Genomic DNA, 15,258 nt, shown 5'->3' with positions numbered 1-15,258 from the left:
AAGGGCTTCCCATTTGTAGGTTAAAGAATGACGGTTTTATTTCCCATTACAAACACATGGTCATTGATCACTTTACTTAACGCTTTACTCAGAACGTTTTTTTCAACATCACGTCCGGCTTGTGCCATGTCTTGCGCGCTAAAGTTATGATCAACGGGTATGACATCTTGTTTGATGATAGGGCCTTCATCGAGATCATTGGTGACAAAGTGCGCTGTCGCTCCAATTATTTTCACACCTCTATCGTAGGCTTGTTGGTAAGGCCTAGCTCCAATAAACGCAGGGAGAAAGCTGTGATGGATGTTAATGATCTTATGGCGATAGTTTTCAACGAAAGAAGGTGTTAATACACGCATAAACTTAGCGAGAACAAGATAATCTGCATGGTATTGTTCAATCACCTCAAGCATTTTCCTCTCATGCTCTTCTCTATCTAATCCTATATGTGAGATATGGTGGTAAGGGATATCAAATTTTTCTGTAAGGCTTTGAAGGACATCGTAATTACCCACCACTGCGGCAATATCGACATTGAGACTGCCATCGTAACTTTTCATCAGAATGTCACCAAGGCAATGTGCTTCTTTGGTCACCATAACCACGATACGCTTTCGATTTGTGCCAACTAATTCTCTTGAGGCACCTTGAGGTAAAGCCTGATCCAGTTCCTCAAGGAGTATACTATCGTTAAAGTATCCTTGTAATTCAGTACGCATGAAAAAGTGACCGCTTGTATTGTCGACAAATTCATTGTTGTGAATAATATTGAGCTGATGTTTGTAACAGATGTTGGTTACTTTTGATATAAGGCCTGGCGCATCTTTACAATGAGTAAGCAGTGTTTTCTTTTCCATTGGGATGTAACTTCCGTGAATTATGTTATTTGTAGTTTAAAACTAAAATTTGATACTGAACTATTAAGCAGTCTGTAACTATAGCAACTACAATTATCCTAATGTTGTGATAGTTTCAAGCATTAATCCTAGCTAACCGATTGGCTTGGTGAATTTGTCGAGAAACTGACTGATCTCAGCCCTTAGAGGTAGTAGATATGGATAGAGATCTACTTGCGCGCAAGTTGTACTGCGAAAGAGTGAGTGCACTACTTGGTGATCAAGAGCTTAATGAAGAACTTCTCAATGAAATGTGGGAAAATAAAGCGTCGCCTAGTGAAGCTGCTCGCGCAATGACAGATTGCCAAAATGAATTTGAAGGCCCGGCTTGGCTGTCGCGTTATTTGAATCGACGTTAAGTAATTGAAAATAAAATGTTCACACCCTCTTTTGACATGAGGGATTTGTGTTTATTCGCTCTAATTATATTCGCATCCCGAGCTCGAACCTGACATAATCCGTTTTTACCCAATCTCAGATTCACATTCCTCCTTGATGATTTCAAAAATTTTTTCAGCTAAAGGTGCTTTAGGTAAAGTAATTAAGGGTTTTCAACCTCGAAAAGCCCAGCTGCAGATGGCTGAAGCAATTTCTACTGCGATTCAAGCTAGTCAGCAAGTGGTTATTGAAGCGGGCACAGGGACAGGAAAGACTTTTGCTTACCTTATTCCAGCACTTCAAAGTGGAAAAAAGACCATCATTAGCACAGGGTCAAAAAATCTCCAAGAGCAACTGTTTCACCGTGATTTACCCTTAGTGACTGATGCTCTCGGTTTTGGCGGGCGAGTCGCTCTGTTAAAAGGCCGGTCAAACTATTTATGCCTTGATCGTTTAAGTCGACAAATGGTCGAAAGCCATGGAGAAGGAATAGACACTAACCTTCTTAGCCAACTGGTTAAAGTCAGAGCTTGGTCGAGTGAAACAAGAAGTGGGGACCTTGGTGAATGCAGTGACATAGCTGAAGATAGCCCAGTGATTTCATCTATCACTTCAACCAATGATAACTGTTTGGGCAAAGAGTGCCCCAGCTATCAAGATTGTTTTGTTCTCAAAGCTCGTAAAAAAGCTATGGATGCCGATGTGGTAGTGGTGAATCATCACCTTTTCTTGGCTGATTTAGCAATAAAAGAAACCGGATTTGGCGAGCTTATTCCCGAAGCTGAAGTTTTTATTTTTGATGAGGCACATCAGTTACCTGATATTGCTAGTCAGTATTTTGGCCAGTCATTGTCCAGTCGACAGATCCAAGAATTATCTAAAGATATTGAAATAGCTTACCGAACTGAAGCTAAAGACATGCGTCAGTTACAAAAAGTCGGAGAGAAACTACTACAAGGTGCAATGGATCTCAGGGTAGCTTTGGGAGAGCCTGGTTATCGGGGTAATTGGCGTGAAGCGATACAGTCTGCTGCAATTGAAAGGGATCTTGAACGCTTGCGCGAGACGCTTGAATTTTGTATAGAAGTACTAAAATTAGCGCTTGGCAGAAGCCAACTTCTCGATACAGCCTATGAAAGAGCCTGTGTAATCCATGCCCGCTTAGTTAGAATGTGTGACGTTTCCATTACCGGATACTCATATTGGTATGAGACAACACCGCGACATTTTAGTTTACATATCACTCCTTTGTCGGTCGCTGATAAATTTCAAGAGCAGATTATACAAACAAAAGGAGCTTGGATTTTCACGTCAGCAACCTTAGGTGTAAATGGGGATTTTGGACACTTTACCTCTAGGCTTGGTATTAAGGCTGATACTGAGTTAGCCTTGGCTAGTCCGTTTGATTACCACACTCAAGCAAAGTTGTGTGTTCCTCGCTACTTACCTGAACCTAATAGCCCTAATATGGCGGATAAGTTAGCGTCGATGTTAGGACCAGTGATTGAAAAGAATCAGGGGCGGTGCTTCTTCCTTTGTACATCTCATAATATGATGAAGGAATTGGTTGAAAGGTTTCGCAATAGCTTGTCAATCCCTGTGTTAATGCAAGGAGAAACCAGTAAACAAAAAACTCTCAGTGAATTTATGGAACTGGGGAACGCATTACTGGTTGCGACAGGAGCATTTTGGGAGGGTATTGATGTTAGAGGTGATGCCCTCAGCTGTGTTATTATCGACAAGTTGCCTTTTACAGCACCCGATGATCCTTTACTCAAAGCAAGGATAGAGGATTGTCAGTTAAAAGGAGGTCAGCCATTTTCACAGGTTCAACTTCCAGACGCTGTCATCACCTTGAAACAGGGAGTGGGGCGTTTAATTAGGGATAAAACAGATAAAGGTGTGTTGATCATTTGTGATAACAGGCTGGTCACTCGGGATTATGGTGGCGTTTTTCTTGCCAGTTTACCGCCAATTCCACGGACTCGAGATTTGGCAGTCGTGCAAGATTTTCTTGCACAAATTAAAGAAACAAACAGATAGTTAGAGAATTCAATGAGCGCAAAAATTCTTGCCTTAGATACAGCAACTGAAAATTGCTCTGTCGCATTACTTGTTAATGATCGTGTGTACGTACGTAGAGAAGTTGCACCTCGAGACCATACCAAAAAAATTCTACCTATGGTGGACGAAGTATTGAAAGAAGCGGGTCTTAACTTAGATGAGTTGGATGCGTTGGCATTTGGTCGAGGTCCAGGTAGTTTTACTGGGGTCCGTATTGGCATTGGTATTGCACAGGGTTTAGCGTTTGGAGCTGAGCTGCCTATGATTGGTATCTCCACATTACAAGCTATGGCTCAAGGTAGCTATCGTAATATGGGCGCAACGCATGTAGCTTGTGCGATTGACGCTCGTATGAGTGAAGTGTATTGGGGGCGTTTTATGCGTCAAGAAGATGGCACTTGGGCTTCTGTCGATGACGAGGCCGTTATCCCTCCTGCTGTAGCGGCTGACAATAGTCAAACTGATGACATGTCTTGGGTTACAGCTGGAACAGGCTGGGAAGCTTATAAAGAATTGTTGGATACGGTTAAATTCGATATTGTGACGGGTAATATTCTGTACCCAGATGCTGAAGATATTGTTGTATTGGCCAAGTTTGAGTTTGAAAAGGGTAATATCCAAACGGTTGAGCAAGCGAGTCCAGTTTACTTGCGTGATAAAGTAGCATGGAAGAAGTTACCAGGTAGAGAATAAGAGGATTTAAGACGGGGAGAGTATGGTTTCTATCAATGGATTACCTCCATCACTGCCAGGGCCGAATAAAGCCAATAAAACTGGAAAAAAAGATGGAGTAAAAAAATCACACAGTAAAACACCCGTTGATCAGCCAAGTAAAGTGGCTAGTGCTGTAGCACACTCCATTCGCCATATTAATGAATCAGATATCCATAAAGCACAGCTACAGTATGATCTTCCTGAAGGGCAAGGAAGAAAAGCTCTGGAAGAGTATATGAATGTGATGAATCAAACGAAACGTGAGGAGTTGTCACAGCTCTTGGGCGTTGACCTTTATATTTAACGGCTTGAAAAGGCTCCCTATGAAATCAAATGTATTTAAATGTTCTGTACTCACTCTTCTTATTATCGCACTGAGTGCCTGTAGTGTTCTTCCTGAAGACTTAGTATCGAGTAACCCAAATGTACAGACCAGTTACTCAAACTGGAGAGAATCATTGGATGTCACTCAAGAACTTCGCTTGGGTGGAGTGATTGCAAATGTAACTAACTTAAAAGACACAACTAGGGTAGAGGTGGTTAACTTACCGATAGGCTCAAGTGGTAAACCGGATATCAATCAAGAGCCACAAGGGCGTTTTGTCGCTTACATTGACGGCTTTGCAGATCCTGTAAAACTGTCAGAGGGGCGTTTGATTACGTTACTTGGAGATAACGGCCATAAGGAAATTGCACCAGTGGGTGACTATAGCTATGAATTTCCTGTGATGAAGGTGAAAAACTACCATTTATGGAAAATTGAAGAGCGAGTAATCATGCATAATGATTTTGGCCCTTATAATTATTCTTGTCGCAGTCTCTATTGCCGTGAAATCACTCGCGGGACGCAGCAAGGTATTGTTATCCAGGAAGTTAAATGAGTTATAGAAATACCCAATATACCCTAGCAGAGGGATATTTGAGTGCAGTTGAGTACGGTTACAGTGATTCGGCTAAGTGTTCTCTAGTCTTTATACATGGCTGGCTTGATAATGCAGCCAGTTTTGAATCAGTTATGAAAGAATTGCATGGGTTAGAGCCGGCTCTTCATCTATGTGCAATTGATCTCCCTGGTCACGGTCAATCCAGTCATAAGTCGGGTAACAATTTTTATTCATTTCATGACTACATTGATGATATTTATCAGTTTTTGTCTGAATTATCACCAAAAAAACTGGTTTTAGTAGGTCATTCGCTTGGTGCTTTGGTGGCAAGTTGCTATAGTGCGGCTTTTCCAGAGCAAGTTAGCGCACTTGTCGAGATCGAAGGGCGTGGCCCTTTATCCGAAGATAGTGAGAATACAGTTTCACGTCTAAGGGAAGGTGTTTTGAATCGACAAAAAATTCGTAGCAGACCGAATCGAGCGTTTTTGTCACAGGATGATGCTGTTGACGTTCGAGCTAAGATTAACCAAATACCTTCAGCTCTTATCAGTCCAATAGTGCAACGAGGGCTTAAGAAAGTATCGGATGGTTGGCTGTGGCGACATGATGAAAAACTGCAAGGCCAATCTCTCTATCGTATGTCACATCAGCATGCGCAGTCTGTTAGGAAAGGAATAGTGTGTCCTCACTTAGTTGTATTGGGTCAAAATGGATTCCCATACTTGCGTCAGGTACAAGAAGGGGAACTGAGAACCGTGGAGGTCGCAACTGTTGAAGGTGGGCACCATTGCCATTTAGAATCCTCCTCTAGAGTATCTAGTCTAATTTTTGCTTTGGTTAACAGAATTTAAATTAGTAGCCGAGCCTTTCGTGCCCTAGTTATGTGGCTGTGTTGTAATACTGGCCTATTAGAATAAACATGGCGTTAGATAGATAACAGCCTAATTACTTCAAGGAGTATTTTCGTGGATAAACCTTGGTTGTCTCGTTATCCTAGCGATGTGCCAGAGCACATCAACCCAAATCACTACCCGTCTTTAGTGGAAATGTTTGAGCAGTCAGTGCAGAAATTTGCTGACCAGCCTGCATTTACCAATATGGGCTCGGTGATGACTTTCCGTAAACTGGAAGAGCGTAGTCGCGCATTTGCGGCGTATTTGCAAAATGAACTGAAGCTACAGAAAGGCGATCGGGTTGCTTTAATGATGCCCAACCTTTTGCAGTATCCTGTGGCTTTATTTGGAGTGTTACGCGCTGGCCTTATTGCGGTCAATGTAAATCCTCTATATACACCGCGAGAGCTAGAACACCAACTTAATGACTCAGAAGCTAAAGCGATTGTTATCGTGTCGAACTTCGCTAACACGCTGGAGCAGGTGGTTGAGAAAACTTCAGTTAAGCATGTTGTATTAACCAGTCTTGGCCAAATGCTTCCCAGAGCAAAAGGCACTTTGGTCGACTTTGTGGTGAAGTACGTCAAAGGGATGGTACCTAAATATAATTTGCCCGGCGCTATTTCAATGCGTAAAACGTTACAAAAAGGTCGTCGCCTTCAATATGTTAAGCCTTTTATGTCTGGGGATGATATTGCGTTTTTGCAATATACAGGCGGTACGACCGGAGTCGCCAAAGGCGCTATTTTAACCCATAGCAATATGATTGCTAATGTCATGCAGGCAAGAGCTATGTATGGCCCTGTGTTAATTGAAGGCAGGGAAACGATTGTAACAGCACTTCCGCTCTATCATGTTTTTGCTCTAACGGTAAATTGCTTGTTTTTCTTGGAATTAGGAGGCTGTAACCTCTTAATTACCAACCCACGAGATATTCCTGGTTTTGTTAAAGAACTGAAAAAAAATCGTTTTACTGCAATAACAGGTGTAAATACCTTGTTTAATGCCCTAGTCAATGACGAAGACTTTCATGAGCTTGACTTCAGTCAACTGAAATTAGCTATTGGCGGTGGTATGGCTGTGCAGAAGGCTGTTGCTGAAAATTGGAACAAAACAACGGGTATCTGCCTGCTGGAAGGTTATGGACTCACAGAGTGTTCTCCTTTAGTTACAGTAAACCCATACGATACGGGCGAATATACTGGAGCTATTGGTTTGCCTGTGCCTTCAACAGAAGTTCGTATTGTTGATGAAGAAGGTAGTGTGCTGCCGAACACTCAAGTGGGAGAGCTTCAAGTTCGGGGCCCTCAGGTGATGCAAGGTTATTGGCAGAGACCTGAAGCGACGAAAGAAGTGATAAATGGCGACGGCTGGCTTTCAACGGGCGATGTCGTTAAGTTTGATGAGCAGGGCCTAATCCATATCGTTGATCGTAAGAAAGACATGATTTTGGTGTCTGGCTTCAATGTATATCCTAATGAGATTGAGGACGTTGTTGCCTTACATGGTAAAGTTTTGGAAGTCGCTGCTATTGGTCAGCCACATGATGTCTCTGGAGAAGTTGTAAAGGTGTATGTGGTTAAACGAGATCCTAGCTTGACCAAAGATGAGATCATTGCTCACTGTCGTCAGCATATGACTGGGTATAAAATTCCTAAGCTGGTTGAATTTAAAGACGAGCTACCCAAAACAAACGTTGGAAAAATACTAAGACGAGTACTGCGAGAAGAGAATGATGCAAAACTCGACAAAGTTAGCTAGATTTAAATACAAAGAGAACCAAATACTTATCGGATATCTCGCCGGTAAACGGTAAAATATTAATAAGTAGATACCAAGTGATAAAGAGCGCCGGCTAAATGAGTCGGCATTTTTCTTTATCGACCCGAAGGTTTGTGGATATTTAAATCAACATATCTAACTTACCTTATTACTCACAGTGAGAGTGTTGTGAATTATCAGATCATTACCCAGTCAGAACAGTTAAATTCGCTATGCCAGAAAGCGAGAAAGACAGGCTCAGTCATGTTGGATACGGAGTTTGTTAGAACACGTACCTTTTATCCCCAGCTTGGCCTCATACAGTTATATGACGGTGAACATCTTTCCTTAATCGATCCGACAGTGATTGATGATATGTCGGCCTTTATTGATCTTCTAAAAGACACGGCTGTAGTTAAGGTATTACATGCATGTGGGGAGGATCTGGAAGTTTTTAATAATAGCTTTAACTGTTTACCATTCCCAATGATCGATACTCAAATTATGGCCGCATTTTTAGGGCATGGCTTATCGACGGGTTTTGCAGCTTTGGTCGAATCGTATCTAGACATTTCTCTTGATAAAAGTGAATCCCGCACAGACTGGTTGGCGAGACCACTGACAAGTAAGCAGCTTGAATACGCGGCTGGTGATGTATTTTATTTGCTTCCTTTGTATGAAAAACTACTTAAAGCAGTGAGCGAAGCAGGATGGTTAGAAGCTGCTCAACTAGAAAGTGAATCACTTGCCAGAAAAAGAATCAAGAATATCGATCCTGAAAACGTCTATCTTGATGTGAAAGGTGCTTGGCAGCTAAAACCCAAACAGTTGGCCATTTTAAAACCTCTTGCAACTTGGCGATATAAAGAGGCGATACGACGTGACTTAGCTTTGAACTTTATATTCAAGGAACAAGACTTGCTGTCGGTTGCCAAGCTGGGTTTAGAGAGCAAGCAAAGTATGGAAGATGAAGGGCTAGATAGCCGCTCTGTTGACCGTCATAGTACACGTATTATATCTATAGTTAAAAGTGCGCGGATGCAGTCGGCGGTTGATTATCCAGATAAGATAGAGCGTTTAATGGATATGCCGATGTATAAGCACAAGTTCAAAGCGCTTAAAGATGAAGTGAAAAAAGTGGCCCAATCGTCCGGTCTAGCAACGGAATTTTTAGCGTCTAAAAAACAGCTCAATCAGTTGATCTCATGGGTGTGGAAGAAAAACCGCGATCCGCAACAACTCCCTGACTTGATGCAAGGATGGCGCTTGGATTTATTGGGCGAAAAGCTGGATAAGTTACTGTAGAGAAGTTTAAACGGGGCCTTCAATTGAAAGCCCCGATGTAGAAAATCTAACTAGCCAGCTAGAACATCAGTGGCAACTTTGTAGCTCGGATCTTCTTTTACGTTTATTTCTATTAAGCTTCCTGCTTTGTCGAGTAGTTTTCGGCAGTCAGGGCTTAAATGACGTAAATGAAGGGTCTTTCCAACCGATGAATATCTTTCAGCAAGTGTTTCTATCGCTTCTATCGCTGAATGATCGGTTACTCTCGAATCAGCAAAGTCAACGATAACATCAGCAGGATCATTTTGAGCATCGAATAACTCAAGAAAGTTAGCCGTTGAACCAAAGAAAATTGGTCCGTGAATGTTGTACTCTTTTGAGCCTTCTTCGTTAATCTTTGTGTCTGCGTATATGTGTTTTGCATGCTGCCAAGCGAACATTAGTGCTGATGCAATAACACCTACACCAACCGCAATTGCAAGATCAGTTAATACCGTAACGACAGTAACAAGTACGATGACGAAGAAATCTTGTCTTGGAACACGGCGTGCCAGTTTAAATGTTGCCCATTCAAAGGTACCAATCACTACCATGAACATGACGCCTACAAGAGCTGCAAGAGGGATCATCTCGATAAGTGCAGAAGCAAACAAAATGAACGTCAGAAGGGCAATAGCCGCAACAATACCAGAAAGGCGACCACGACCTCCAGAATTGACGTTAATCATTGATTGTCCGATCATGGCGCATCCACCCATGGCACCAAATACGGAACAGGTAATGTTCGCCATTCCCTGACCGACACACTCTCTGTTTGATTGTCCTCGAGTATTGGTCATTTCATCCAGTACAGTGAGTGTCAAAAGAGACTCAATCAGCCCGATTGCTGCAAGAATAATGGCATATGGGAGAATGATTTGAAGCGTTTCAAGCGTCATGGGGATCATAGGTAATGCGAATGTAGGCAGCGAGCCAGCAAGCGTTGCTTGATCATCCCCTGACATGGTCCGCAGAAAATCAACCACAGTTCTTGTCTCTAAATCTAAACCAACAACCAATGCTGTGACGCTCACAATAGCAACAAGTGAAGAAGGGACGGCGGTTGTGAACTTAGGTAAAAAGTGAATGATGGCCATAGTCAGAGCAACTAGGCCTAGCATCAGTATCATTTGATCCTGTGGAAGCCAAGTTAGGGCACCATTAACATCAGGAACTTTGAACTGCCCTAGTTGAGCGAGGAAGATGACGATAGCTAAACCATTAACAAAGCCAATCATTACTGGATGAGGGACGATACGAATAAATTTGCCTAGCTTAAATATGCCAGCGGTGACCTGAAGAAGACCAGCCAGCATTATAGCTGCAAATAAGTATTGAACTCCGTGGGATGCGACCAGTGACACCATGACTACAGCCATAGCGCCAGTTGCACCAGAGATCATTCCAGGACGACCACCAAATACAGAGGTAACTAGTCCAACAATAAAGGCAGCATAGAGCCCGACCATAGGGTCAACGCCAGCCACGAAGGCAAAAGCAACAGCTTCAGGCACTAATGCGAGTGCAACGGTTAAACCGGATAACACATCATTTTTTACAGAGTGTTTTGAAAATTGTGGGAATTCAAACATGTTTGCTCAGTTATGGTAAAAGTTATCCGAAAAACAAGATAACGATAAATTAATAGATAAAAGTATAGGCTCTGACTTAGTTTTCATCGAAGCAAAATAAGCGGAAAAAGAGCATTGAAAATTAAGAAAAAGCGACAAATCAGATTGACGCATGCTACATAAAAGTGTGATTAAGTTCAATAATGAGCCAGAAGCTAGGTGTAAGAGCTAATGAATAGTTTGGCTTGTATCATATGTCAGCCGCATAAAAATCTAAAAAAACAGCCCCATTGAAGGGGCTGTTTCATATTTTTTATTACTAACTAGTAGTGCTGAGGTCGAGCCATTTTTGCACTAGATTGATTACGAGCAACCTGACTACCTGCTCCTTTGGATAAGTACCTATGTTCACGGAAGGGGGCTGCAATAACAGTGATTTCCTTCATTTCGGCACCTCCTGGAGCCTTCACCATAGGTGCCGAAGCATGGCCCTTAAATGCTTTAGGTAAAACAATCTCCGAACATGCTTTCTCTTCAAAAGGTGGTTGAACACTTGATGACTTATTCTGCTCTGGGTTTAGCTCAACAGCAGGTAACTCGGTAGCGATTTCAACACTATTATCCGTAGATAAAGTTTCTACATGAGCTGGGGTTTCAGCAGAGGCGGTTGACTCAACTCTTGTGTGTATAGGCGTATTACGGCTGACAATCACTTTACCCATTGCCATTTCGGGGCAAGCAACACCACTGATTGTCTCCAATGGTGTAATAGGATCAGCTTTATCTGCCTGTTTTGGTCGTGGCTTACTAATGCCATAACTCGGCATAACTTTACCCATTGCCATTTCAGGAGATGCAACACCACCTTTGCGGAGCCTGAAAGGGTTAGGGCGACGCTCTCTTCCACGTCTTCTGCGCTGACCACTCGCTCTTAGGTGACGTGGTGAACGGCGATTGCGGCGTTGTTTAGGCTGTTCTGTCTCATCAACTGATACCGCATCATTGTTCTCTATCACAGCCTCTTGACTAGCAGAAGTCTGAACTTCTTTCACTTCTTCTGCTGCAACTGCCTGAGCTTTTTGGTCTTTGACTCGCACTTGCTTACTTAATTTGCGGCGTTGACGGCGCTCTTTGATCTTTGCCGTTTTTTCCTCACGTTTAGGCTTGTCTTCACTTTGTGCTTCAGCCGCAAGTTTTAGGCCTTCTTCGGCTACCTTAGTTGCATTCATGTCGTCACGTGGTTTATTACGACGTTCTTGCTTAGGTTTACGGTTTTGTTGTTTGCGCTCAGTAGAAGAAGCTTTTACTTCAGTGTTGAACTCTTCATTTTGCTGCTTGTTGTGACGGCTCTCGCGCTTGTCGTCGCGATTGTCTTTACGGTTATCCCTACCGTTACGACGGCGTTGATCGTTATTACGATTACGACGATTACGATTATTGCGCTGAGCATCTTTCTTCGGATCTCTCGCCTGTTTAGAATCCGATTTATTTTGCTCTTCTGAAGAACCAAATAAGAACTTACCTACAGCTTGGATTAATCGAGTCACCAGACCTGGCTGGTTAGTTCCAGACTGCACTTTGCTGGATGCCTTTGACGACTGCTTCGGTGCAGGTGCAGATTGAGATGGCGCGGCAAAGCCCTTCAACGCTGGCTCTTCAAGCTTTCTTGGCTTAGCCTCAGCTTCAGTGGTTTCTTTACTTTCTGCTTCTTTGATTGCATCCAGTTTGCTCGGAAGCAAATAGGATAGAAGGTCAAATTCTTCGCCTTCACGAACACGAATCACATCGAAATGCGGTGTTTCCATATCTGAATTAGGAACAACCGTTATTTTCACTTCTTGAATACGCTCTATGTGGTTTATTGAGCGACGTTTTTCATTAAGAAGATAGGAAGCAATAGGTACTGGGACAACCGCAAGAACTTGGGCCGTGTTGTCTTTAAGTGCTTCCTCTTCGATTAAACGAAGAACAGAGAGAGCTAAAGATTCATTGTCACGAACGACACCTGTACCACTACAACGAGGACAGATATGATGACTTGCTTCTGCTAGCGACGGGCTTAGGCGCTGACGCGACATCTCTAAAAGCCCAAATCGGGAAATCCTACCAATTTGGACACGTGCGCGATCCAATCTAACGGAATCACGAAGACGGTTTTCTACTTCACGCTGATGGCGGACTGGTGTCATGTCGATAAAGTCAATGACAACTAGACCACCCAGGTCACGTAGACGCAGTTGGCGTGCGATTTCTTCCGCTGCTTCAAGGTTGGTATTGAGTGCCGTTTCTTCGATATCACCGCCCTTAGTTGCGCGAGCAGAGTTGATATCAATAGAGGTAAGTGCTTCGGTCGGATCGATGACTATTGATCCGCCAGAAGGGAGTCGAACCTCCCTTTGAAAAGCAGACTCTATTTGGCTCTCAATTTGGTAGTGACTAAAAAGAGGGATTTCGCCATCATACTTTTTGACTCGATTAACAAAGTCAGGGCGTACAAGTCGAATGTGCTCTAAGGCACGCTCATAAATAGTATTGCTATCTATTAGTATCTCACCAATATCACGGCGCAGATAGTCTCGAATGGCGCGAACGATGACGTTACTTTCTTGATGGATGAGCAATGGAGCAGGGTGAGCATCAGAGGCTTGTTTAATCGCTCCCCAATGGTTAAGAAGGACATTAAGATCCCACTCTAACTCTTCTGCACTTTTACCCACGCCAGCAGTACGAACGATAAGGCCCATTCCTTGCGGCAGATCTAATGTGCTTAAGGCTGCTTTAAGTTGAGTTCGTTCATCCCCTTCGATACGACGAGATATACCGCCGGCTCGAGGGTTGTTAGGCATTAAGACAAGGTAGCTACCAGCAAGAGAAATAAACGTAGTTAGAGCTGCGCCCTTACTGCCTCGCTCTTCCTTTTCTACTTGAACGATAACTTCTTGGCCTTCGGTTAGCACTTCTTTTATGCTGGGACGGCCTTGGTAGGTGTATCCTTCAGGAAAGTATTCACGTGCAATTTCTTTAAGAGGTAGGAAACCGTGTCTTTCTGAGCCGTAGTCGACAAACGCAGCTTCTAAGCTGGGCTCAATACGCGTAATACGACCTTTATATATATTTGCTTTCTTTGATTCGTGCCCTGGGCTTTCGATGTCTAAGTCATACAACCTTTGACCGTCTACCAAAGCAACACGCAACTCTTCTTTTTGAGTTGCGTTAATTAACATTCTTTTCATTAATAAATCTCGTTGTCATTCTATGGCTTTGTTGCCTTTATGCTTCTTTCAAGGTGCCTGACCCCATGGCTAAATCTGTGCAGCCTCCCGGCTGGAGGGGTGCTCTTTGGGCACATCAGCCTCACAAACGCTTTGCCTGTGAGCCGCATATTGTGGCGGATAATACTCAACATGAAAGAGTTCTGAGTAGGGCAACAATCTTGACTAATTCTCAAAATGTCTTACGCCATATGCTGCATTTCGGTAAAATAGCCGCTACTCAATATATTGCTCAATAATGATTAGGTTTTGTAAAATAGAACCTAAGCATCCATTGCAGGTGTGAACTATAGCAGTACCCACTAAACTCAGCAATCTGCTTTACCACAAAAGGTTAAAAAACCTATTTTATATATTTTTAAGTTGTTGAATTTTAATGAAAATAACATTTTCTTGCTGAAGCGTTAATTATTATGACTAGTTTTTAAGCTCAGCCTCAATAAAATCAGCCTTAAAAGGGAGTGAACAATTTAGTATTCAGAAAACGTGAATTTACCGTCGCCTCAGTGATAGAATGCCTAGATGAGTGAAATTAGAACCCAAGTCCAGTTTGTCGATATCGATGAAGACATGGCTGGCCAACGTATAGATAATTTTTTACGTAACCAACTAAAAAACCTCCCTAAGAGCATGGTTTATAGGATCTTGCGCAAGGGAGAAGTACGTGTAAATAAAAAACGAATTAAGGCGGAATATAAACTTCAAGCAGGAGACATAGTCCGTATTCCTCCAGTCACCATTGAACAAAAGCAGGAAGAGTCGCAACCGCTAAATATCAAGCTTAACAAGGTGGCAGAGCTTGAGCATCTGATTATCTACGAAGATGAACATATACTCGTTCTTAATAAGCCTTCAGGTACAGCTGTCCATGGTGGAAGTGGACTTAAGTTTGGAGCAATTGAAGCACTTAGAGCGCTCAGGCCTCAATCACGTTTTCTGGAGTTAGTGCACCGTATCGACCGGGACACGTCGGGAATATTGTTGGTCGCGAAAAAGCGGTCAGCACTTCGGCATCTCCAAGCTCAGTTTCGTGCTAAAACAGTGCAAAAGTATTATTTTGCCTTAGTCATGGGGCATTGGAAGCCGAGTTGTAAAAAGGTGACTGCGCCATTGTTGAAAAACGAAGTCAACAGCATAGTGCGAGTTAACGCTCAAGGAAAACCCTCTGAAACACGATTTAAAATTATTGAGAAGTTTTCTAAAGCGACATTAGTGCAAGCCAGTCCAATCACAGGGCGTACACATCAAATTCGAGTTCACACTCAATATACGGGGCATCCAATCGCTTGGGATGATCGTTATGGTGATAGAAGGTTTGATGCCTATATGTCTCAAGTAGGCCTAGATAGATTGTTTCTTCACGCTGCCAATATCAAATTTCAGCATCCGTCTAATGAGCAGTGGATGGAGATAGATGCGCCAATGGGCGATAAACTTGACAAAGTCCTGATGAGTTTACGTCAACTCCCCTGAAATCGGTAGCCTGCATATTGCAGGCTAGCATC

The 15,258-nt window shown here is 42.9% G+C and carries 13 protein-coding genes; 10 read left to right on the top strand and 3 right to left on the bottom strand.

Going from position 1 to position 15,258, the window contains the following annotated elements; translation table 11 throughout:
* Positions 1 to 20: 20 nt before the first annotated feature.
* Entirely contained in the window at positions 21 to 854 is an 834-nt protein-coding gene (purU, locus tag AAFM34_RS03245) for a formyltetrahydrofolate deformylase (RefSeq protein WP_341659941.1), read from the bottom strand.
* Positions 855 to 1,051: 197 nt separating this feature from the next.
* Between purU and AAFM34_RS03240 the strand changes: the two genes are divergently transcribed.
* The 8 genes from AAFM34_RS03240 to rnd all read left to right on the top strand — a co-directional run bounded on the left by AAFM34_RS03240 (position 1,052) and on the right by rnd (position 8,892).
* Positions 1,052 to 1,252 carry a hypothetical protein gene (locus AAFM34_RS03240; RefSeq protein WP_341659940.1) on the top strand — a complete coding sequence of 67 codons (201 nt, stop codon included), beginning with the start codon at positions 1,052 to 1,054 and terminating at the stop codon, positions 1,250 to 1,252.
* Between the two features lie 136 nt (positions 1,253 to 1,388).
* Positions 1,389 to 3,314, top strand: coding sequence for an ATP-dependent DNA helicase (locus AAFM34_RS03235; protein WP_341659939.1), 1,926 nt, complete (start codon positions 1,389 to 1,391; stop codon positions 3,312 to 3,314).
* 12 nt (positions 3,315 to 3,326) lie between these two features.
* Positions 3,327 to 4,028 (top strand): tRNA (adenosine(37)-N6)-threonylcarbamoyltransferase complex dimerization subunit type 1 TsaB, encoded by a 702-nt coding sequence (tsaB, locus tag AAFM34_RS03230; RefSeq protein WP_341659937.1) that lies wholly within the window; start codon positions 3,327 to 3,329, stop codon positions 4,026 to 4,028.
* A gap of 22 nt (positions 4,029 to 4,050) precedes the next feature.
* Positions 4,051 to 4,353: a chromosome partitioning protein ParA gene (locus tag AAFM34_RS03225; protein ID WP_341659935.1), complete on the top strand. Its 303-nt coding sequence runs from the start codon at positions 4,051 to 4,053 to the stop codon at positions 4,351 to 4,353.
* Positions 4,354 to 4,372: 19 nt separating this feature from the next.
* The gene (locus tag AAFM34_RS03220; protein ID WP_341659933.1) at positions 4,373 to 4,930 is read left to right on the top strand and encodes a Slp family lipoprotein; all 558 of its coding nucleotides are present in this window, start codon (positions 4,373 to 4,375) and stop codon (positions 4,928 to 4,930) included.
* Positions 4,927 to 5,784, top strand: coding sequence for an alpha/beta hydrolase (locus AAFM34_RS03215; protein WP_341659931.1), 858 nt, complete (start codon positions 4,927 to 4,929; stop codon positions 5,782 to 5,784). The genes AAFM34_RS03220 and AAFM34_RS03215 overlap by 4 nt, the downstream gene beginning before the upstream one ends.
* A gap of 114 nt (positions 5,785 to 5,898) precedes the next feature.
* On the top strand, positions 5,899 to 7,587 hold the full coding sequence (gene fadD / locus AAFM34_RS03210; RefSeq protein WP_341659929.1) for a long-chain-fatty-acid--CoA ligase FadD: 1,689 nt from the start codon (positions 5,899 to 5,901) through the stop codon (positions 7,585 to 7,587).
* Between the two features lie 189 nt (positions 7,588 to 7,776).
* On the top strand, positions 7,777 to 8,892 hold the full coding sequence (gene rnd / locus AAFM34_RS03205) for a ribonuclease D (protein ID WP_341659927.1): 1,116 nt from the start codon (positions 7,777 to 7,779) through the stop codon (positions 8,890 to 8,892).
* 50 nt (positions 8,893 to 8,942) lie between these two features.
* Here rnd and AAFM34_RS03200 read toward each other — a convergent pair whose 3' ends face one another.
* Positions 8,943 to 10,502, bottom strand: coding sequence for a SulP family inorganic anion transporter (locus AAFM34_RS03200; protein WP_341659925.1), 1,560 nt, complete (start codon positions 10,500 to 10,502; stop codon positions 8,943 to 8,945).
* A gap of 302 nt (positions 10,503 to 10,804) precedes the next feature.
* Positions 10,805 to 13,714: a ribonuclease E gene (gene rne / locus AAFM34_RS03195; RefSeq protein WP_341659923.1), complete on the bottom strand. Its 2,910-nt coding sequence runs from the start codon at positions 13,712 to 13,714 to the stop codon at positions 10,805 to 10,807.
* A gap of 65 nt (positions 13,715 to 13,779) precedes the next feature.
* Here rne and AAFM34_RS03190 point away from each other — a divergent pair, with 65 nt between their 5' ends.
* Both AAFM34_RS03190 and rluC read left to right on the top strand, forming a co-directional pair.
* A complete protein-coding gene (locus tag AAFM34_RS03190) occupies positions 13,780 to 13,992 on the top strand; it encodes a hypothetical protein (RefSeq protein WP_341659921.1) in 213 nt (70 codons plus the stop codon).
* A 283-nt stretch (positions 13,993 to 14,275) separates the two neighbouring features.
* Positions 14,276 to 15,226, top strand: coding sequence for a 23S rRNA pseudouridine(955/2504/2580) synthase RluC (gene rluC, locus AAFM34_RS03185; protein WP_341659919.1), 951 nt, complete (start codon positions 14,276 to 14,278; stop codon positions 15,224 to 15,226).
* Positions 15,227 to 15,258: the final 32 nt, after the last annotated feature.

Source organism: Vibrio sp. (assembly GCF_038138445.1).
GTDB lineage: Bacteria > Pseudomonadota > Gammaproteobacteria > Enterobacterales > Vibrionaceae > Vibrio.
Note: the sequence above shows the minus strand (reverse complement) of the source record. Positions and strands in the feature narration are given on the sequence as shown.

Excerpts from the sequence above, each read along its gene's own strand:
- AAFM34_RS03235 (WP_341659939.1), top strand. The coding sequence starts at position 1,389 with ATGATTTCAAAAATTTTTTCAGCTAAAGGTGCTTTAGGTAAAGTAATT.
- purU (WP_341659941.1), bottom strand. The coding sequence starts at position 854 with ATGGAAAAGAAAACACTGCTTACTCATTGTAAAGATGCGCCAGGCCTT.
- rne (WP_341659923.1), bottom strand. The coding sequence starts at position 13,714 with ATGAAAAGAATGTTAATTAACGCAACTCAAAAAGAAGAGTTGCGTGTT.
- rluC (WP_341659919.1), top strand. The coding sequence starts at position 14,276 with ATGAGTGAAATTAGAACCCAAGTCCAGTTTGTCGATATCGATGAAGAC.
- AAFM34_RS03225 (WP_341659935.1), top strand. The coding sequence starts at position 4,051 with ATGGTTTCTATCAATGGATTACCTCCATCACTGCCAGGGCCGAATAAA.
- AAFM34_RS03200 (WP_341659925.1), bottom strand. The coding sequence starts at position 10,502 with ATGTTTGAATTCCCACAATTTTCAAAACACTCTGTAAAAAATGATGTG.
- tsaB (WP_341659937.1), top strand. The coding sequence starts at position 3,327 with ATGAGCGCAAAAATTCTTGCCTTAGATACAGCAACTGAAAATTGCTCT.
- AAFM34_RS03220 (WP_341659933.1), top strand. The coding sequence starts at position 4,373 with ATGAAATCAAATGTATTTAAATGTTCTGTACTCACTCTTCTTATTATC.
- AAFM34_RS03190 (WP_341659921.1), top strand. The coding sequence starts at position 13,780 with ATGGCTAAATCTGTGCAGCCTCCCGGCTGGAGGGGTGCTCTTTGGGCA.
- AAFM34_RS03240 (WP_341659940.1), top strand. The coding sequence starts at position 1,052 with ATGGATAGAGATCTACTTGCGCGCAAGTTGTACTGCGAAAGAGTGAGT.
- AAFM34_RS03215 (WP_341659931.1), top strand. The coding sequence starts at position 4,927 with ATGAGTTATAGAAATACCCAATATACCCTAGCAGAGGGATATTTGAGT.